Source organism: Frigoribacterium sp. AP1, from assembly GCF_056680555.1.
This window is the reverse complement of the sequence record NZ_CM155288.1, coordinates 1,154,692-1,173,648: the sequence shown is the minus strand read 5'-3', so window position 1 is coordinate 1,173,648 and position 18,957 is coordinate 1,154,692. Positions and strand designations below refer to the sequence as shown.

At 70.7% G+C, this 18,957-nt stretch carries 14 protein-coding genes; 9 read left to right on the top strand and 5 right to left on the bottom strand.

Features of this window, described 5'->3' with window-relative positions:
• Positions 1–25: 25 nt before the first annotated feature.
• Positions 26–1,390: a globin domain-containing protein gene (locus AC1MBW_RS05510; RefSeq protein ID WP_480025740.1), complete on the bottom strand. Its 1,365-nt coding sequence runs from the start codon at positions 1,388–1,390 to the stop codon at positions 26–28.
• Positions 1,391–1,614: 224 nt separating this feature from the next.
• Here AC1MBW_RS05510 and AC1MBW_RS05505 point away from each other — a divergent pair, with 224 nt between their 5' ends.
• From AC1MBW_RS05505 to AC1MBW_RS05485, 5 genes are read left to right on the top strand one after another with little or no spacing between them, the layout of a single operon-like run.
• Positions 1,615–3,303, top strand: coding sequence for an ABC transporter substrate-binding protein (locus AC1MBW_RS05505; RefSeq protein ID WP_480025739.1), 1,689 nt, complete (start codon positions 1,615–1,617; stop codon positions 3,301–3,303).
• Positions 3,300–4,280, top strand: coding sequence for an ABC transporter permease (locus AC1MBW_RS05500; RefSeq protein WP_043594062.1), 981 nt, complete (start codon positions 3,300–3,302; stop codon positions 4,278–4,280). Before AC1MBW_RS05505 ends, AC1MBW_RS05500 begins: the two co-directional genes overlap by 4 nt.
• Positions 4,277–5,230, top strand: a complete 954-nt coding sequence (locus AC1MBW_RS05495) for an ABC transporter permease (RefSeq protein WP_480025738.1) — start codon at positions 4,277–4,279, stop codon at positions 5,228–5,230. Before AC1MBW_RS05500 ends, AC1MBW_RS05495 begins: the two co-directional genes overlap by 4 nt.
• Entirely contained in the window at positions 5,227–6,978 is a 1,752-nt protein-coding gene (locus AC1MBW_RS05490; protein ID WP_480025737.1) for an ABC transporter ATP-binding protein, read from the top strand. The genes AC1MBW_RS05495 and AC1MBW_RS05490 overlap by 4 nt, the downstream gene beginning before the upstream one ends.
• Positions 6,979–7,013: 35 nt before the next feature.
• Positions 7,014–8,195 carry a glycoside hydrolase family 1 protein gene (locus tag AC1MBW_RS05485; protein ID WP_480025736.1) on the top strand — a complete coding sequence of 394 codons (1,182 nt, stop codon included), beginning with the start codon at positions 7,014–7,016 and terminating at the stop codon, positions 8,193–8,195.
• A gap of 154 nt (positions 8,196–8,349) precedes the next feature.
• On the opposite strand, the gene AC1MBW_RS05480 is transcribed toward AC1MBW_RS05485, so the two are convergent.
• Together AC1MBW_RS05480 and AC1MBW_RS05475 are read right to left on the bottom strand one after the other, a co-directional pair.
• Positions 8,350–9,678 (bottom strand): GNAT family N-acetyltransferase, encoded by a 1,329-nt coding sequence (locus AC1MBW_RS05480; RefSeq protein WP_480025735.1) that lies wholly within the window; start codon positions 9,676–9,678, stop codon positions 8,350–8,352.
• A 9-nt stretch (positions 9,679–9,687) separates the two neighbouring features.
• The gene (locus AC1MBW_RS05475) at positions 9,688–9,861 is read right to left on the bottom strand and encodes a hypothetical protein (RefSeq protein ID WP_480025734.1); all 174 of its coding nucleotides are present in this window, start codon (positions 9,859–9,861) and stop codon (positions 9,688–9,690) included.
• Between the two features lie 6 nt (positions 9,862–9,867).
• Here AC1MBW_RS05475 and AC1MBW_RS05470 point away from each other — a divergent pair, with 6 nt between their 5' ends.
• Positions 9,868–10,998, top strand: a complete 1,131-nt coding sequence (locus AC1MBW_RS05470; RefSeq protein ID WP_480025733.1) for an LCP family protein — start codon at positions 9,868–9,870, stop codon at positions 10,996–10,998.
• 103 nt (positions 10,999–11,101) lie between these two features.
• Here AC1MBW_RS05470 and AC1MBW_RS05465 read toward each other — a convergent pair whose 3' ends face one another.
• Together AC1MBW_RS05465 and AC1MBW_RS05460 are read right to left on the bottom strand one after the other, a co-directional pair.
• Positions 11,102–13,522: an Ig-like domain-containing protein gene (locus tag AC1MBW_RS05465; RefSeq protein WP_480025732.1), complete on the bottom strand. Its 2,421-nt coding sequence runs from the start codon at positions 13,520–13,522 to the stop codon at positions 11,102–11,104.
• A gap of 83 nt (positions 13,523–13,605) precedes the next feature.
• Positions 13,606–14,988: an MFS transporter gene (locus tag AC1MBW_RS05460; protein ID WP_480025731.1), complete on the bottom strand. Its 1,383-nt coding sequence runs from the start codon at positions 14,986–14,988 to the stop codon at positions 13,606–13,608.
• A 213-nt stretch (positions 14,989–15,201) separates the two neighbouring features.
• Here AC1MBW_RS05460 and dnaK point away from each other — a divergent pair, with 213 nt between their 5' ends.
• The 3 genes from dnaK (at position 15,202) to AC1MBW_RS05445 (ending at position 18,900) form a co-directional block, all read left to right on the top strand.
• Positions 15,202–17,073: a molecular chaperone DnaK gene (gene dnaK / locus AC1MBW_RS05455; RefSeq protein WP_054147035.1), complete on the top strand. Its 1,872-nt coding sequence runs from the start codon at positions 15,202–15,204 to the stop codon at positions 17,071–17,073.
• 11 nt (positions 17,074–17,084) lie between these two features.
• Entirely contained in the window at positions 17,085–17,744 is a 660-nt protein-coding gene (locus AC1MBW_RS05450) for a nucleotide exchange factor GrpE (protein WP_480025730.1), read from the top strand.
• A gap of 157 nt (positions 17,745–17,901) precedes the next feature.
• Positions 17,902–18,900: a DnaJ C-terminal domain-containing protein gene (locus AC1MBW_RS05445; RefSeq protein WP_480025729.1), complete on the top strand. Its 999-nt coding sequence runs from the start codon at positions 17,902–17,904 to the stop codon at positions 18,898–18,900.
• The last annotated feature ends 57 nt before the right edge of the window (positions 18,901–18,957 follow it).

Below are 18,957 nucleotides of genomic sequence, written 5' to 3'. Positions count from 1 at the left end.
CGAGCCGGCCCTACCCGAGCCGGCCCTACCCGAGCCCGCCCTGCCCGGTGTCGGCGCCGGTGACGCTTCCGTCGTCCGGCCCGAAGACGAAGTAGTGCACGCGTTCGGCGTCGACCCCGTGGCCGATCAGGGCCGCCCGGGCGATCGCCATGAAGGGCACCGGTCCGCACAGGAACACCCGGTGCGACGCGGTCAGGTCGACCCGGGCCAGGTCGATCGGGTCGAGGTAGACACCCGGCCCGTCGATCGACGCCTCGGCCAGCGCGCTGAGCGCCGACAGCGACCCCTGCGTGTAGCTGACCCGCAGCGTCGCGTTCGGCATCGACGCGACCAGTGCCTCGAGCTCGACGCGGTGCGCGTGCCGCTCGGGCGTGCGTTCGAAGTGCAGCACCGTCACGACGCGGTCGGGCTCGGTGCGGGCCAGGTGGTCGAGCATGCCGAGCACGGGCGTGCAGCCGATGCCCGCCGAGACGAACAGCAGCGGGGCGTCGTCGAGGTCGTCGATGGTCAGCGACCCGATCGGCGGAGAGACGCTCACCACGTCGCCGACCCGCAGCTCGCCCATCAGGTGCGTCGACACCTCGCCGTCGGGCGCGGGCGGTTCGCCGACCAGCAGGCGCGCGCTGATGCGCCACTGCTCGTCGTGACCGCCGCGCAGGCTGTACTGCCGGATCTGCCGGGCCCCGTCGGCCAGCCGCACCTGCACCGACGCGAACTGGCCGGCGCGGTACCGGGGCAGGGCCTCGCTGTCGGCCGAGACCAGGGTGAGCGCGACCACGTCCTCGGCCTCGACGCGGTGTTCGGTGACGAGGGCCTCACGCCACTCCTCACCCGGCTCGAGGTCGGCCTGCCGGTAGATCGCCTCGACCGTCGTCACCATCTCGTCGCGGGCCTGACGGTAGACGGCCGCCCAGGCGTCGGCGACCTCGGCCGTGGCGTCCGGGCCGAGGGCGACGGTGAACGCCTCGCCGAGGTGCCGCTCGAACAGGTCGTACTCGTCGCGGGTGACGCCGAGCGCGGCGTGCCGCTGGGCGAGCCGCGAGACGATCTCGCCGGGGGTCGCCGGCGCGAGGGTCGGCGCCCCGGCCTGGCGGGCGGCGTCCCCGCCCGACACTCGGCCCCCCGCGGAGGCGCGGTGCCGGTGGGCGCCCTCGCCTCGCGTCGACCCCGGGGCCGCGTCGAGGACGGCCTGCGCGAGCGCGACGATCGTGCGGGCGAGCTCGCGCTGCTGCCGCCCCTGCGCGAGGTCGCCCCGGTTGAACTGGTCGCGCAGCAGGTCGGGTCGGGTGGCGAACAGGCGGCGGTAGAAGTCGTCGGCGATGTCGTACGCCCGCTCGGCGACGACGGGCAGCGAGGCGCGGAGTGCGCGCAGCTGCGTCGTGCTGGCCATGCGGGTCCCTCCGGTCGGCCGGGGCGCCGCGACCGGCACCCGACGCCGATTCTGGCGTGCGGGCCCGGGCGTCCCCTGACGGTTGGTTCGGCGTCGAACGACCTCGCGCCTCCTCGTCCCCAGGCTCTCGTGACGTCTCGCCGACCTCCATCGCTTGCGTCCACGCGATGTATGCGCTTACAGTGGGCGCAGCTCACCTCGACGACGAATGAGAGAACGTGGCGATGACGCACGCGACACCCCCTCGGCGACACCCGCGCCGACGCTTCCGCACGCTCGCGGCCCTGGCAGCGGCCACTGCCGCCGTGCTCGTGGCCACCGGCTGCAGCATCCAGATCCGCAGCCAGCCCGACCCCAGCATCGGGGCCGACACGATGCTGATCAACGCCGACAAGGGCAACCCGCAGTTCGAGCGGAACTTCAACCCGTTCCTCACGAACAAGCGCACCGCCTCGACCTGGATCTACGAGCCCCTGCTCGAGATCAACCCGCTCGACGGCGAGATCACGCCCTGGCTCGCGAGCGAGACCGTCCTGCCCGACGCGCGCACGATCGACATGACGATCCGCGACGGCGTCGAGTGGTCCGACGGCACGCCGATGACCCCGGCCGACGTCGTCTACACGTTCGACCTGATCAAGGCGAACCCCACGCTCGACCTCAAGGGTGCCTGGCAGCACATCGACACGATCGAGCAGCAGGGCGACCACGTGGTCTTCCACCTGCAGACCGACGACGTCCCCGCGATGGAGATCATCGGTCAGACGACGATCGTGCCCGAGCACCTGTGGAAGGACGTCGACGACCCCACGACCTTCCGCAACCCCGACCCGGTCGGCACCGGCCCGTTCACGCTCGGCAACTACTCGCCGCAGCAGTACTCGATGGACAAGAACGAGACGTACTGGCAGGCCGACGAGATCGAGATCGGCCACTTGATCCTGCCCGCCACGAACAACCAGCTCGACACCGTCACGCGCGGTTACGACTGGTCGTACTCCTTCATCAGCGACGTCGAGGGCACCTGGGGCGCCGCCAGCCCCGACAACCACTTCTGGTTCCCGCCGGGCGGCGTGATCGGTCTCGTGCCGAACCTCACCAAGGCACCCTTCGACGACGTGAACGTGCGGCGTGGCATCGCGCTGGCGCTCGACCGCGGACCCATCGCCGAGTCCGCCACCGAGGGCTACCTCGAGCCCGCCGGCCAGACAGGGCTCATCCTGCCGAACCAGCAGGACGACCTCGACCCGTCGATCCCGAACGCCGGCATCCTCGAGCAGGACGTCGACGGCGCCCTCGCGGCCTTCGCCGAGTCGGGCTACACGCAGCAGGGCGACGAGCTGGTCGGCCCCGACGGCACGCAGCTGAAGATCACGATCCTCACCGCCAACGGCTACACCGACTGGCTGCGGGCCGTGCAGGAGGTGCGGAGCCAGTTGGGCGCGATCGGCATCGACGTGCAGATCCAGGCTCCCCAGCCGGCCGGCTACCAGTCGGCCATCGCCAACGGCGAGTTCGACATGGCGATGGGCGGCATGGGCAACGGGAACGTCTACCAGGCCTACAACAACCTGCTGAACAGCGACTTCGCGACCCCGGTCGGCGAGACCACGGCGGCCAACTACGAGCGCTTCAGCGACCCCGCGGTCGACCAGCTGCTCGACGACTGGAAGGCCACGACCGATCCCGAGCAGCAGAAGCAGTACAGCTACCAGCTGCAGAACGTCGTCTACGACCAGCTGCCCGTGATCGGCCTCTACTACGGCGGGCTCTGGGGTCTGTTCAACGACTCGAAGTTCACCGGCTGGCCCACCGCCGAGAACCCGTACATGGCTCCGCAGAACTACGACCAGGCACCGCTGCTGATCTTCACGAAGCTCACGCGCGTCGACCAGGAAGAGGGCGACCAGTGAAGTACGCAGCCCAGAAACTCGGCCTGTTCGTCCTCACCCTGTGGGCCGCGGTCACCCTGAACTTCATCCTGCCGCGGCTGATGCCCGGCAGCCCGACCGACGCCGCGATCGCGAAGTTGTCGCTGAACGGTCCGGTCAGCGCGGCGACCCGTGCCGCCATCGAGGCCCAGCTCGGCGTGCCGGACGGCAACGTGCTGCAGCAGTACGTCAGCTACCTCGGCCAGGTGGTGCGTCTCGACTTCGGCACCAGCTACACGTTCTTCCCCGAGACGGTCGGCCACCTGGTCGGCCAGGCCCTGCCGTTCACCCTGATCCTCGTCGGGGTCTGCACGATCATCGCCTTCGTGCTCGGCACCCTGATCGGCGTCGCCGCGGCGTGGAAGCGCGGCACCTGGCTCGACTCGTTGCCCACGCTGTCGGGCAGCTTCATGAGCACGTTCCCGTACTTCTGGACGGCCCTGCTGCTGCTGTTCTTCCTGGGCTACGTGCTGCACTGGTTCCCCACCACGGGGGCCTACGGCGCGACGACCACGCCCGGGTTCACGCCGGCCTTCGTCGGCGACGCCCTGCAGCACGCGGTGCTCCCGGCCATCACGATCCTGCTGACGAGCCTCGGCGGCTGGATCCTCGGCATGCGCAACGCGATGATCTCGACGCTGGGTGACGACTACGTCACCTTCGCCGAGGCCAACGGCCTGAAGGGCCGCACGGTCGCCGTGCGCTACGCCGCCCGCAACGCGATCCTGCCGAACCTGACCGGCTTCGGCCTCGCCCTGGGCGGCGTGGTCGGCGGCTCGATCCTCGTCGAGCAGGTGTTCGGCTACCCCGGCATCGGCTACCTGCTGTTCAACGCCGTCATCGGCCAGGACTACCCGCTGATGCAGGCCCTCTTCCTGATGATCACGGTCAGCGTGCTCGTCGCCAACTTCCTCGTCGACATCTTGTACGGCGTGCTCGACCCAAGGACCCGCCGATGACCTCCACCGTGTCCGTCCACCTGCCCGAGGGCGCGCCTCCCACCGGCCCCGCCGAGCAGAAGGCGCCCAGTCGCTGGCTCACCATCGGCCGCATGGCCGCGACCATCTGGTCGAACCCCAAGGCGAAGATCGGCGTCGTCATCTTCAGCGTCTTCGTGCTCGTCGCGATCTTCGCGCCGCTGCTCGCCCCCTACGGCGGCAGCGAGAACGGCTTCGAGCGCAACGCCGACGCGAGCTGGGCCCACTGGATGGGCACCACGGCCGCCGGTGAGGACGTCCTGAGCCAGCTGATCCACGGCGCCCGCATCAGCGTCTTCGTCGGCGTCGTGGCCGGTGTGCTGTCGACGCTGGTCGCCGTCGCGATCGGGCTGAGCTGGGGCTACATGAAGGGCTTCGGCGGCGACGTCGTGGGGTTCATCGTGAACCTGTTCCTCGTCATCCCGGGTCTGCCGCTGATGATCGTCATCGCGGCCTACCTGCAGAACGGCGGCATCACCGTGATCCTCGCGGTGATCGTCATCACCGGCTGGGCCTGGGGAGCGCGCGTGCTGCGCAGCCAGACGCAGTCGCTGCGATCACGCGACTTCGTCACGGCGGCGCGGTTCTCGGGCGAGAGCGCGGGACGCATCGTGTTCCGCGAGATCCTGCCCAACATGACCTCGCTGATCACCGGCTCGTTCTTCGGCGCCGCGACCAGTGCCATCCTCGCCGAGGCCGGCCTCGAGTTCCTGGGGCTCGGCGACTCGTCGATCGTCAGCTGGGGCACCATCCTCTACTGGGCGCAGAACTCGAACGCCCTGCTCACCGGCCAGTGGATCTTGCTCTTTGCACCCGGTCTCTGCATCGCCCTGCTGGCGATGAGCCTGACCCTGATCAACTTCGGCGTCGACGCCGTCGGCAACCCGCGACTTCGCGAAGGTGCGAAGCAGAAGAAGGAGGCGCGCAAGTGACCGCCACGGATCTCACCGACCAGCCCACCGCCTCCTCGTCTTCCGCCGAGGACGTGCTGCTCGACGTCCGCGACCTCAGCGTCGTCTACGAGAGTGCCGGCGCCGAGCCCGTGCAGGCCGTCGACCACGTGTCGTTCCAGTTGAGGCGGGGCGAGTTCGTCGGCCTGGTCGGTGAGTCCGGCTCGGGCAAGTCGACGCTCGGCTACGCGCTGACCCGGCTGCAGAAGCCGCCGGCGCGCACCAACGGGGGCAGCATCTGGTTCGACGGTGCCGACGTCCGCGACCTCGACACCGAAGCCCTGCGTCAGCAGCGTCAGGGCGGCTTCGCGATGGTGTTGCAGTCGGGCATGAACGCGCTGAACCCGGTGCGCACGATCCGCAACCACTTCGTCGACGTGTTCAAGGCCCACGGCCACGTGCCGCGCGACCGCTGGCACGCCCGCGCCGCCGAGCTGGTCGCCAAGGTCGAGCTCGACCCGGGCGTCCTCGCCCGGTTCCCCGGCGAGCTGTCCGGCGGCATGCGCCAGCGCGTCTCGATCGCCCTCGCCCTGTCGCTCGAGCCGCAGCTGATGGTCTTCGACGAGCCGACCACCGCGCTCGACGTGCTCGTGCAGCACGCCGTGATGGACACGATCATCTCGCTGCAGCAGAGCGAGGGCTTCACGGCCGTGCTGATCAGCCACGACCTCGGCATCGTGCTCGAGTCGGCGCAGCGCGTGCTCGTCATGCACGAGGGCCGCATCGTCGAGGACGGCCGCTCGGCCGACGTGCTCGCCGACCCGCAGGACGACTACACGCGCATGTTGCTGTCGCACTACGCCGACCCGCGTGCCGAGGTCGTCTCGCTGCCCGGGTTCGAGGACCGCTCGGTCCGCCGGGCACGGGGCGACCGCCGCGTCGACACCACGACCTCGGTGCCGACCGTCGCCACGCGCGGCCAGCGCACGGCACAGCACGCGATCACCGTGAGCGGCGTGACCAAGACCTACGCGCCTCCTCGTCGGGGGGACGACCCCGTGCGGGCCGTCCGCGACGTGTCGTTCACGCTCGAACCGGGTCAGTCGCTCGCCCTCGTCGGGCAGAGCGGCTCGGGCAAGAGCACGATCGCCAAGCTCGTCACGGGCGTCGAGAAGCCGACGAGCGGCAGCGTCACGTTCGGCGACACCGACGTCACGAGCCTGCGCGGCCGCGCCCTGCGCAGCTTCCGCAGCGACGTGCAGATGGTCTTCCAGGACCCCTACGCCGCGCTCAACCCGCTGCACACGGTCGAGTACACGCTCACGCGCCCCGTCGTGAACTACACCGGACTGACCGGTCAGGAGGCGCGGCGCCGGGTGCTCGAGCTGCTCGAGACGGTCGGTCTGACGCCGGTCGAGCAGTTCGCGGCGAAGCTGCCGCACCAGCTGTCGGGTGGCCAGCGGCAGCGCGTCGTGATCGCCCGGGCGCTCGCGAGCGACCCGCAGGTGATCATCGCCGACGAGCCCGTCTCGATGCTCGACGTCTCCTTGCGCGCCGGCGTGCTCGCGCTGCTCGAGGACCTCCGCGAGCAGTGGGGTGTCTCGATGCTCTACATCACCCACGACCTGCTCAGTGCCCGGCTGATCACCGACGACATCATGGTGCTCAACCAGGGAGCCGTGGTCGAGCGGGGGCACACCGCCGAGGTGCTGCAGCGGCCGACCGACCCGTACACGGTGCGGCTGCTCGACGCGGTGCCGAACCCGCGTCGCTCGCACCGCGCCTCCTGACCTCCCCTCTCGCTCCACCCGAAAGGAACCACCCTGTGCTGACCTTCCCCGACGGCTTCCTGTGGGGAGCCGCCACCGCCGCCCACCAGATCGAGGGCAACAACGTCAACAGCAACTGGTGGGTGCACGAGAACGCCCCCGGCACGACCATCGTCGAACCGAGCGGTGACGCGGCCGACAGCTACCACCGGTTCCGCGACGACATCCGGCTGCTCGCCGAGCTCGGCCTGAACAGCTACCGGTTCAGCATCGAGTGGGCCCGCATCGAGCCCGAACGCGGCATGGTCAGCAAGGCCCAGGTCGCTCACTACCGCCGCATGGTCGAGACGTGCCACGAGTTCGGCATCGAGCCGATCGTCACGCTGATGCACTTCACCGTGCCGCGCTGGTTCGAGCGCGACGGCTTCTGGCGCGCGCCCGACGCCGCCGACCTGTTCGCGCGCTACACCGAGCTCGCGCTGCCCGTCGTCAGCGAGGGGGTGCGGTACGTCTGCACGATCAACGAGCCGAACATCGCCGCCATGCTCGCCGGGGGAGAGGACGCCTCGAACCTCGTCGCCTACGGGCTGCCGAACCCCGACCTCGAGGTCGCCGACGCCCTGCTCGCCTCGCACAAGCGCAGTCGCGAGGTCTTGTCGCAGGTGTCCGGCCTGAAGTCCGGCTGGACGGTCGCCACCCAGGCCTTCAAGGCCGTCGACGAGCCGGGTGCCGCCGAGAAGACGCGCGAGTACGGCTACGTCCGTGACGACTGGTACAGCGAGATGGCGGCCGGCGACGACTTCGTCGGCGTGCAGGCCTACACGCAGACCTTCGTCGGCCCCGAGGGGCCCCGGCCCGTCGCCCAGGGGCTCGAGACGACGCTGACCGGGTGGGAGTTCTACCCGCCGGCCGCCGCCGAGGGCATCCGCAGCGCGTGGGAGCTGTCCGGACACGTGCCGGTCATGGTCACCGAGAACGGCATCGCCACCGCCGACGACACCCGACGCATCGCCTACACGCAGGGCGCGCTCGAGCACGTCCACGACACCATCGACGAGGGCATCGAGGTGCTCGGCTACCAGCACTGGAGCGCCCTCGACAACTACGAGTGGGCCAGCGGGTTCCGCCCCACCTTCGGCCTGATCGGCTGGGACCGCGAGACCTTCGAGCGCACCCCCAAGCCGAGCGCCCGCTGGTACGGCGGCGTCGCCCGTGCGAACGGGCTCGAGCGGGCGTAGCGCGGCAGCCGAGATGTCACGACGTGCCGCTCACCTCCGGAGGTGAGCGGCACGTCGTGACAGCCCGCCGGGGGGCGCAGGGCGCGGGGACGCAGGAGGCGCGGGTCACCCGACCCGCGCCTCCTGCGTCCCTGCGCCCTCGTGCGGTGCCGGCCTAGAAGTACGTGATGCCGTGCAGGGGTCGCTCGGGCAGCAGCATCGCCCGGAGCTTCTGCACGGCGCCCTTGCGTCGCTCGCGCACCAGGCCGGCCGCGGCCAGCGTGACCGGGTCGAAGCCGCCGAGCCAGAGCGAGCCGAGGGTCGCGACGTCGAGCTCGAGGTCGGCGCGGCGCACGGCGGCCTTCTTGACCGTGGCCTCGCCGGCCTCGCTCGTGACGCGGTACGTGCCGGCCGCGTGGCCCAGTGCGTCGCCGATCGCGATCGTGACGACCCCGTCGGCCGCCCACGGTCGGGCTTGCAGCGCGGCGATCGGGTCGAGGATGCGGAACCACACGTGGTCCTCGTCGTGGCGGATCGTCACGGCGCGACCGTCGACCAGCGCGTGGGAGAGCGGGTCGTGCTGAGGGGCGTTCGGGTAGCGGATCGACGAGACCAGGTCGACGGCGAGCAGCAGCTGCCAGAGGCCGAGGTAGGCGTCGTCGGTCGCGGCCACGAGGTCGACGACGACGAGGGTCTGCGTGCCCGTGGCACCCGGCCCACCGCCGACCGACTCGACCCGGTACGTGACGTAGCCGTCGACGGTGCCGGTCGCGTCGCGGTGCACGGCGGCCCGGACGGCGGGGTCGGGCGTGCCGTCGAGGCGCTCGCGGCCCAGGGCGTGGTTCCAGGCGCCCTCGTGACGGTCGATCGAGCCGGGGCTGCGGACGTGGAACCGTGCGAACACGTCGGATGCGACCTCGGCGAGCGAGGCCGTGGTGACGAGGTCGGTGCTGCCCTCGGGCTCGCTGAGCAAGCCGCCCGCACGTCGCACGTCGACCTCGATCGTGCGCTCACGGACGCCCACGCCGAACCCGAAGCGCCGGTAGATCGACGCCTCGCTCGCGGTGAGTGCGGCGACCGGGGTGCCGGAGGCCTTGGCACGGGCGAGGTCGTCGGTGATCATGCGGCGGAGGATGCCCTTGCGCCGGTGGGTCGGCTGCACGGTCACGCCGGCGACGAGGTCGGCCTCGACCAGGCGGCCGCCGCCGACGTGCAGGGTCTTGTCGAACGAGGCGAAGGTGGCGACCGGGCGTCCCTCGGCGTCGAGTGAGCCGGGGTTCGCCTCGCGGCGGTACACGCCGGTGAGACGTCGGCCGTCGGCGGTGAGGCGGCGTGCGGCCCGGCCGAGGGCGGCGTCGTCCGCGGCGGCCTCGTGGAAGCCCATGGACTCGGCAGCGACCCAGGCGGCGGTCGCGGCGTCGGCCCGCGGTTCGTCGGCCGGCCCCTCGGGGTCGAGCGCGGCCGTGAAGGTGCGGAGGTCGTAGTCGTCGTCGAGGGTGCTCACCGGGCCAGCCTACGGACCGCCGCCGACGTTGTCGTCGTCCGTCAGGCGGAACTCGGTCGAGGTGATCGCGATGCGCCCGCGAGGTGCGGGCGGGGTGTCCCTGGGGTGACGCGAGGCGGGTCCGGGCGGGACGGCTTCCGACGGCCGCACGACCTTGTCGTCGTGGCAGATGTGAAATATCATGTGAGGATGTTTCTTGATCAGATGATCCCCGAGGCCGACCGGCCCGTCGGGGACGCCCTCAGCAGGCTGGGGCTCGACGGCCCCGCCGGCGCGTCGGAACCCGACGATCGATCGCACGCGGCATCGGGCGCGCACCGGCCGAGACGACGACGACGACGGCGGCGGCGCCGCCGTCCGGCGGTCCTGACCCTCGTGGCGGCCCTGGTCGTCTTCGTCGGGCTGCCGGCGCTCGTGCTCGCCGCCGGCGCCGGGTACCTCGGCCACCTCGTCCGCACCTGGGACGACGGTGCGAGCACGATCCGGGCCGCCTTCCCCGCCGAGGCGGGTCGCCCGGCGCCGGTCGACGACGGGTCGCTCGACATCCTGCTGCTCGGTTCGGACACGAGGGAGGCGGGTGCCTCGGGGAGGTCCGACTCGATGATGCTGGTCCACCTGCCGGCCGATCGCGACGCCGTCTACGTCATGTCGATCCTGAGGGACACCTGGGTCGACGTGCCCGGGCACGGCCAGGCCAAGATCAACGCGGCCTACAGCTGGGGCGGCGTCCCCCTGACGGTGCAGACCGTCGAACAACTGCTGCAGACCCGCATCGATCACGTCGCCGAGATCGACTTCGCGGGCTTCGAGGCGATGACCGACGCCCTGGGTGGCGTCGACGTGGTGTCCGAACGGGCGTTCCGTGCGGGCGGTCACGACATCGCTGCCGGCCCGAACCACCTCGACGGTGAGCAGGCCCTCGACTTCGTCCGCGAACGGAAGTCGTTCGCCGAGGCCGACCACCAGCGGGTGCGCAACCAGCAGGCCTTCGTGCGGGGCCTCGCCGACGGGTTGCTCGATCGCTCGACGCTGACCGACCCCGGCGCGCTCTCGTCGTTCGTGGCCGCGACGGCCGAGCACGTCGCCGTGGACGCCGGACTGACCCCGACCCGCATGGCGGAGATCGCCTGGAGCTCCCGCGGGCTGACGTCGGCGGGCATCCGGTCGTTCACGATGGCGACCTCGGGGGGTGGCACGTCGGCGGACGGGCAGTCCTACGTCGCGTTCGACGTCGACCGGCTGTACGCCCTGCGCGAGGCCCTGCGCGACGACACGGTCGGCGACTACCTGGCCCGCGCCTCCTCGGTGCCGACGGGCTGACGCCTCGGTCGCGGGCCCGGGGGGTGCCCGTGACGCGGAACGGCCGCTCCCGTCGGGGAGCGGCCGTTCGTGTCGTGCGGCGGTGGCGGTGCCGCCGCACGCGTCAGCGTCGCGGTGCGAAGCCGAGCACGGTGGCGACCGTCTCGGTGTCGGTGCCCTTGTCCTGGGTGAAGTACAGGTGCCAGGTCGAGCTGCCGAGGGTCGTGCGGTGCCACGACCAGGTGTCGTCCTCGCCGACGATCTCTTCGCCGAGGGGGGTGCCGAACTTGTTCTCGACGGTGACGGTCTTGCCGGCCGTGCCGGTGCCTTCGAAGGTGAAGGCCTGACCCGCCGTGTAGCCGAGCGTGGGGTCGGTGGGGTTCGTCACGGTGATCGGGGCGACGACCTCGGGCGCCGGGGCGAAACGGTGCACCTGGGCGACGGTCTGGGTCGGCAGGCCGGCGTCCTGGATGAAGTCCAGGTACCAGATCGACGTGCCCATGGTGCTGCGGGTCCACGACCAGGTGTGGTCGTCGTCGACGGGCCTCTCGCCGAGGTGGGTGCCGTACTTGTTCTGGACGGTGATCGTGTGGCCGGCCTCGCCGGTGCCCTCGAAGGTGAAGGCGCGGTTCGCGCGGTACCCGGTGGACGGGTCGGCGGGGTTGGTGACCGTCACCGGGGCGACGGGCGCAGGGGTCTCGTCGTCGGTGACGACGAAGGACCGGCTCGACACGGGGGTGCCGGCCGAAGCCCAGAAGGGCGTCTCGGTGACGGTGACGGTGTGGGCGCCGGTGACGACGGGGGCGGGGGTCGTGCAGGTCCAGGTGCCGTCGGCTCGGACGTCGGCGTCGCAGATCTCGCCGGTACGGCTGACGTCGTCCGCCACCACGATCGTCGAGCCGGGGATGCCCTCACCGGTGAGCGTGACGCTGCCCTGACGGACCTCGGCCCCCTCGGCGGGGGAGGTGATCTCGAGCGGGAACGTCTCGGGTGCCGTGTTGCCCCCGGTCGTCGCGACGGTCAGGGGTGTCGCGTCGGACAGGCTGGCGCCCCGCGTGGTGAACAGCTCGACCTCTCGCCCGGCGAGCTCGGCGGGCAGGGTCATCACGAAAGCACCGTCGTAGAGCGCGCCCGCGCCGGTGACGTACTGGCCGTCGACCTTGGCGATCACGCCCGGCACGTCGTACTCGGTGGCGAAGTAGCTCGTGGTGCCCTCGACCGAGAACCGACCACCGGGTCCTTCGGAGACGGCGTGCACGATCGGGGCGACCAGCGGCGAGGGCGCGGGGGCTGCGACGGCGGTCAGCGGCAGCTCGAGCGACCGGCCCTCGACGTCCCCGAAGAGACCGGTGACGGTGGCGGTCTCGCCGGCCAGCGAGCCGTCGACGACGAACGAGAAGCGGCCGTTGATGCCGCGCGTGGTCTCGCTGTGCTCGCCGACCTCGAGGCGGGCTTCGCCGGCGCGGTTCGAGATGAACCGGACGACGAGGTCACCGTCGGCGTCGCGGGTGACCGACGACAGCAGGGGCAGTGACGGCGGGCGGACGTCGCCGGCCTCGACCGAGAACGAGGTCGTCTCGGCCTGCGGTGCCGCCGAGGCCCACATGGGTGTCTCGGTGACGGTCGCGGAGACGTCGCCGCCGGGCAGGGCGGACGACGTGCAGCTCCAGTCGCCGTCGGCGGCGACGACGGTCTCGCAGAGGGTCGAGGAGGTGCGGCTCGTCTGGCCGTCGCGGGTCACGACGATCGTCGAGTTGGGGATGCCGGCGCCGGCGAAGGTGGCCGTGCGGCCGGTGACGACCGAGCCCGCCGCGGGTGACGCGATGTCGAGCGGGAACTTCTCGTAGGCGTAGTTGCCGGGCGTCGGCGTGCCGTAGAAGTAGGTGGGGTCGCTCTTGAGCCCCGAGCGCCAGGCGCGGACCTCGATCAGGGAGGCGCTGTACTCCGAGCTGATCGGCAGGGCGAAGCCGCCGTTCTCGTCGGGGGCCGAGCGGATCTCGCGGCCGTCGACCGAGGCGATCACCTCGGTGCGGTCGAAGGTGAGGGGGTCGTAGGTGACGGTTCCCTCGATGGTGAGCGTGTCGTCGTCGTACTGCGACACGGCGTGGACGTCGGGGGCGTTCGGGACGACCGTCGACCCGTCGTCCTCCTTCGGCTCGACGACGAAGGGCACCGACTCGGACGGGCCGCCCGGGCCCGTGGCTCGGATCGTCGCGTCCTTGCCGAGGTTGCCCTTCTCGATCAGGACGCTGAACCGGCCCTGGACGACCTGGGCGGCGCCGCCCGTGCCGCCGGGCACCAGGACGAGCACCGACGTGGCGTCCTGGGCGATGCCGTTGACGGCGACGTGCGTCGCGTCGCGGTCGACGATCTCGCTGATGTACGGGGCGGAGGTGCGCAGCACCTGTCCGCCGTCGGCCTCGGTCGAGGCGGGCCCGGAGGCCGGTCCGGTGGTGGGGGACGCGGCGGCGACCCCCGGGGTCAGTGCGCCCAGGGCGAGCGCGGCGAGGCTGGCCGAGGCCAGTCCGGTGGTGATCTTCGACATGTCTTCTCTCAGGTGGAACGGAAAGGAAGACCGATCGGGGCGGCCGGTGACATTCTACATTCGCCCGCGCCGACCTCGGCGACTCAGTCGATGGCTCGCTGTTCCGCCTTCACGGGCAGCATCAGCACCAGCCCCGCCAGCAGGACGAGGGCGATGCCGACGATGCCGTAGCGGGTGTCGCCCGTCGCGCTGACGAACAGGGTGAAGAGCCCGGGTGCCAGGAAGCTCACGGCCCGGCCGGTCGTGGCGTACAGCCCGAAGATCTCGCCCTCACGGCCGGGGGGCGTGACCCGTGCCAGGAACGATCGGCTCGCCGACTGGATCGGGCCGACGAACAGGGCGAGGGCCAGGCCGAACACCCAGAACAGGTTCGTCGCGGTGCCGATGGCGAGGACGGCGAAGGCGGCCGCGACCAAACCGATCAGGGAGCCCACGATGATCGTCTTCGCCCCCAGCCGGTCGTCGAGCCAGCCGCCGACGAACGTGCCGATGCCGGCGACCAGGTTCGCACCGACCGCGAAGTAGATGACCATGCTCGGCGAGAAGCCGAACACCTGCGCCGCGATGATCGCGCCGAAGGTGAACACGGCGGCGAGGCCGTCGCGGAAGACGGCACTGGCCACGAGGAACAACAGCACCTGGCGGTTCGTGCGCCACAGCCTCGCGATCGTCGAACCCAGGAGGCGGTACGAGCGCCACAGTCCCACCCGGGTGCGTGCGGTGGTGGCGGGCAGCTCGGGCACCGAGAGCAGCACCGGCACCGCGAAGACGGCGAACCACGCGGCGGCGACGACGATCGAGAGGCGGACGTCCCACGCGCCTCCGTCCGTCCCTGTGGCGACGCCGAGCAGCCCACCACGGCCTTCGACCCCGAAGCTCTGCAGGAACGCCACGAGCAACAGCAGCAGCAGCACGATCCCGCCGACGTACCCGAGGCCCCAGCCGAAGCCCGAGACCTTGCCGATGGTCTTCGGGGTCGAGACCTGCACGAGCATGGCGTTGTAGTTGACGCTAGCGAACTCGAAGAAGAGGTTGCCGACGGCCAGCAGGGCCGCGCCGAAGACGAGGTACCCCGGCGCCGGCGCGACGAAGACCATCGCGGCCATGGCGAGGACGACCAGGCCGGTGTTCACCGCGAGCCACAGCTTGCGTCGGCCCGAGCCGTCGCTGCGCTGGCCGAGCACGGGTGCCAGCAGGGCGATGAGCACGCCGGCGATGGTGAGGGCCGTCGAGATGACCGTCGCGTTCTCGGCCTTCGCCAGCACGAGGGCCGGGTTGCGGGTGTCGTCACCGGCCGCGGCGACGACGTCGGGGTCGACGAAGGCTCCGCTCGCCAGGTAGGTGCTGAAGACGAACGAGGTGACGACGGCGTTGAACGCAGCCGATCCCCAGTCCCAGAGGGCCCACGAGACCACGCGGCGGCGCGGGATCGGGGTGCTGTCGGCGAGCGTCTGCGCTGCGGTCATGGGGGTCAACCTAGTGGGCGTCCGTGACCGACGGGGGCGCGCCTCCTCGTCCGGCTCGGTCGCGGCGGCCCCCGTTCAAGAGTTGAGCCTTTCTGGCTCAACTTTCAGGTTCACAGCTTGACCTCGACGGCAGCGTGAGTAAAGTTGAGCCTGGCCGACTCAAGGCCGGCCCCCAAGGCTTTCGTCACACCGCACCACGAAGGAGAAAAGCACATGGCACGTGCAGTAGGAATCGACCTCGGTACCACCAACTCGGTCGTCAGCGTCCTCGAGGGTGGCGAGCCCACCGTCATCGCGAACGCCGAGGGTCTGCGCACGACCCCCTCGGTCGTCGCCTTCACGAAGGACGGCGAGGTGCTGGTCGGCGAGACCGCCAAGCGCCAGGCCGTCACCAACGTCGACCGCACCATCGCGTCGGTCAAGCGTCACGTCGGCACCGACTGGAAGGTCGAGATCGACGACAAGAAGTACACGCCGCAAGAGATCAGCGCGCGCATCCTCGGCAAGCTGAAGCGCGACGCCGAGCAGTACCTGGGCGAAGAGGTGACCGACGCGGTCGTCACCGTCCCGGCGTACTTCAACGACTCCGAGCGCCAGGCCACCAAAGAGGCCGGCGAGATCGCGGGCCTCAACGTCCTGCGCATCATCAACGAGCCGACGGCTGCCGCCCTCGCCTACGGCCTCGACAAGGGCAAGGAAGACGAGCTCATCCTGGTCTTCGACCTCGGTGGCGGAACGTTCGACGTCTCGCTGCTCGAAGTGGGCAAGGACGAAGACTTCTCGACCATCCAGGTGCGCAGCACCTCGGGTGACAACCGCCTCGGTGGCGACGACTGGGACAACCGCATCGTCGAGCACCTCATCAAGAAGTTCAAGGACGCGCACGGCGTCGACCTGTCGACCGACAAGATCGCGAAGCAGCGCCTCAAAGAAGCCGCCGAGCAGGCCAAGAAAGAGCTGTCGTCGAGCACCTCGACCAGCATCCAGCTGCCCTACCTCACGCTGACCGCCGACGGCCCGCTCAACCTCGACGAGACCATCTCGCGCTCGCAGTTCGAGCAGTGGACGAGCGACCTGCTCGACCGCACCAAGAAGCCGTTCAACGACGTCATCAAAGAGGCCGGCGTGAAGGTGGGAGACATCGCCCACGTCGTGCTCGTCGGTGGTTCGACCCGCATGCCGGCCGTCACCGAGGTCGTCAAGCAGCTCACCGGTGGCCAGGAGCCCAACAAGGGCGTCAACCCCGACGAGGTCGTGGCCGTGGGCGCGGCCCTCCAGGCCGGCGTGCTGAAGGGCGAGCGCAAGGACGTCCTGCTCATCGACGTCACCCCGCTCAGCCTCGGCATCGAGACCAAGGGTGGCGCGATGACCAAGCTCATCGAACGCAACACGGCCATCCCGACCAAGCGCAGCGAGACCTTCACCACGGCCGACGACAACCAGCCGTCCGTCGCGATCCAGGTCTTCCAGGGCGAGCGCGAGTTCACGCGGGACAACAAGAACCTGGGCACCTTCGAGCTGACCGGCATCGCTCCGGCTCCGCGCGGCGTGCCGCAGATCGAGGTCACGTTCGACATCGACGCCAACGGCATCGTGCACGTGTCCGCGAAGGACAAGGGCACCGGCAAAGAGCAGTCGATGGTCATCTCGGGCGGCTCGTCGCTGTCGAAGGACGACATCGAGCGCATGGTCCGCGAGGCGGAAGAGAACGCCGCCGAAGACAAGGCACGTCGTGAGGCCAACGAGACCCGCAACTCGGCCGAGCAGCTCGTCTACTCGATCGAGAAGCTGATCAAGGAGAACGACGAGAAGCTGCCCGCGGACGTCAAGTCCGAGGTGCAGGCCGACGTCGACTCGCTGAAGTCGGCCCTCGCCGGCGACGACGAGTCCGCGATCAAGCCCGCCTTCGACAAGCTCAACGAGAGCCAGCAGAAGCTCGGCCAGGCGATCTACTCGCAGAGCCAGGCCGACCAGGCCGGTGCCGCGGGTGCCGAGGGCGCTCCCGCCGACGGCCAGGCGCAGGGTGACGACGAGGACATCGTCGACGCCGAGGTCGTGGACGACGACGACAACGACAAGAAGTAGAGGCGGTCGGCATGACTGACGAGAACAAGACGCCCGACGACGAGCCGCGTCCCGCGACTCCGTCCGAAGACGGGGGCACGGCCGACGTCGTCGACCCCGACGAGCTCGTCGACGCCGAGGCGCCCGACGTCGAGGTCCCGGCTGACGCCGCGGCCCCGGCGGGGGCCAAGGCGGCGGCCGAGTCGATGGCCGACGCTCCCGAGGGCACCGAGACGCTGAGCGCCGACGACGAGGCCATCCTCGACGCCGCCAACGCCGACCTGGTGGCCGACATGCGACAGGACATGCTGAGGGCCCAGGCCGAGCTGGTGAACTTCCGGAGGCGCGTCGAGCGTGACCGCGAGGCCAACCGCGAGGCCGTGGTCGCCGAGGTCGTCCGCTCGCTGCTGCCCGCGCTCGACGACCTCGCCCGTGCCGAACAGCACGGCGACCTCGCCGAAGGCCCGATGACCGTCATCGCGCAGAAGATCCGCGGGGGGCTCGACAAGTTCGGCCTCACGCAGATCGGTGCTAAGGGCGACGTCTTCGACCCCAGCAAGCACGATGCCCTGGTCCAGCTGCCGAGCGCCGACGTCACGGTCAACACCGTGGCCGACGTGATCGAGCCGGGCTACACCATCGGCGACCGCGTCATCCGCGCCGCCAAGGTCGCGGTGCACACCCCGCAGTAGCACCCCGGTGACGGGTGGCCTCCGGGCTGCCCGTCACCACCCCCTGCGACGCGAGTCGCAACCGGCGGTGGGCTCCTCGACGAGGTGCCCGCCGCCTCCCCCGTTCTCTTCCGGTCGCTGCCAGACAGCGACCTCCAGTCAAGGAAGGAGGTGCCGCATGGCGAGTCAGGACTGGTTCGACAAGGACTTCTACGCCGTCCTCGGTGTCTCCAAAGACGTCACGCCCGCCGAGCTGAAGAAGGTCTACCGCAAGCTGGCGCGCAAGTACCACCCCGACTCGAACCCCGGCGACGCCGCGAGCGAGGCGAAGTTCAAAGAGATCTCCGAGGCGCACTCGGTGCTGTCCGACCCCGAGCAGCGTCGCGAGTACGACCAGGTCCGGGCCATGGGCGGCGGTGCCCGCTTCGCGGCCGGCAGCGGTGGCCCCGGAGGTGCGGGTGGCGGATTCGAGGACGTCTTCGGTGGCATGTTCAACCAGGGCGGCCAGCGCACGCAGTTCCGCCAGGGTGGCGGTGGCGGCGGCTTCGACGACATCTTCGGCGGCATGTTCGGCGGTGGTGGCTTCGGACAGACGAGCGGCGGCTACCGCGGCTTCGGCGGCCCTCAGAAGGGCCGTGACATGACGGCCACCACGACGCTCGACTTCCAGACCGCGATCGTCGGCGAGACCATCACGCTGCAGGCGTCGAACGGCAAGCCGATGAAGGTCCGCATCCCGGCCGGCGTCCACGACGGTCAGAAGATCAAGCTGCGCGGTCGGGGCGAGCAGAGCCCCGACGGCGGTGAGGCCGGCGACATGGTGTTGACCGTCGCCGTCCGCAAGCACCCCGTGTTCGACCTCGACGGCAAGAACCTCCGACTCGACGTGCCCGTGACGTTCGCCGAGGCGACCCTCGGCGCGACGATCGAGGTGCCGACGCTCGGTGGCGACCCCGTGCGACTGCGCGTCGCGCCGGGCACTCCCTCGGGCCGCGTGCTGCGCGTCAAGGGGCGCGGCGTGCACGCGAAGGACGGCGTGGGTGACCTGCTCGCCACCGTCCAGGTCGCGGTACCCGCACACCTCAACGACAAGGCACGCGAGGCCGTCGAGGCCTTGGCCGCCGCCCTGCCGTCCGAGAACCCGCGCGACGACCTCATCGCCCGGGCACGAGCCTGACGAGACCGACCCGACCCGCGCCTCCTCGGCGGCAGGTCCCGAGCGACGAGACAGGAG

What these genes read in the sequence shown, in the direction of transcription:
- AC1MBW_RS05510 (WP_480025740.1), bottom strand. Translation starts at nt 1,390, where the DNA reads ATGGCCAGCACGACGCAGCTGCGCGCACTCCGCGCCTCGCTGCCCGTC.
- AC1MBW_RS05505 (WP_480025739.1), top strand. Translation starts at nt 1,615, where the DNA reads ATGACGCACGCGACACCCCCTCGGCGACACCCGCGCCGACGCTTCCGC.
- AC1MBW_RS05495 (WP_480025738.1), top strand. Translation starts at nt 4,277, where the DNA reads ATGACCTCCACCGTGTCCGTCCACCTGCCCGAGGGCGCGCCTCCCACC.
- AC1MBW_RS05475 (WP_480025734.1), bottom strand. Translation starts at nt 9,861, where the DNA reads ATGATATTTCACATCTGCCACGACGACAAGGTCGTGCGGCCGTCGGAA.
- AC1MBW_RS05470 (WP_480025733.1), top strand. Translation starts at nt 9,868, where the DNA reads ATGTTTCTTGATCAGATGATCCCCGAGGCCGACCGGCCCGTCGGGGAC.
- AC1MBW_RS05465 (WP_480025732.1), bottom strand. Translation starts at nt 13,522, where the DNA reads ATGTCGAAGATCACCACCGGACTGGCCTCGGCCAGCCTCGCCGCGCTC.
- AC1MBW_RS05460 (WP_480025731.1), bottom strand. Translation starts at nt 14,988, where the DNA reads ATGACCGCAGCGCAGACGCTCGCCGACAGCACCCCGATCCCGCGCCGC.
- dnaK (WP_054147035.1), top strand. Translation starts at nt 15,202, where the DNA reads ATGGCACGTGCAGTAGGAATCGACCTCGGTACCACCAACTCGGTCGTC.
- AC1MBW_RS05450 (WP_480025730.1), top strand. Translation starts at nt 17,085, where the DNA reads ATGACTGACGAGAACAAGACGCCCGACGACGAGCCGCGTCCCGCGACT.
- AC1MBW_RS05445 (WP_480025729.1), top strand. Translation starts at nt 17,902, where the DNA reads ATGGCGAGTCAGGACTGGTTCGACAAGGACTTCTACGCCGTCCTCGGT.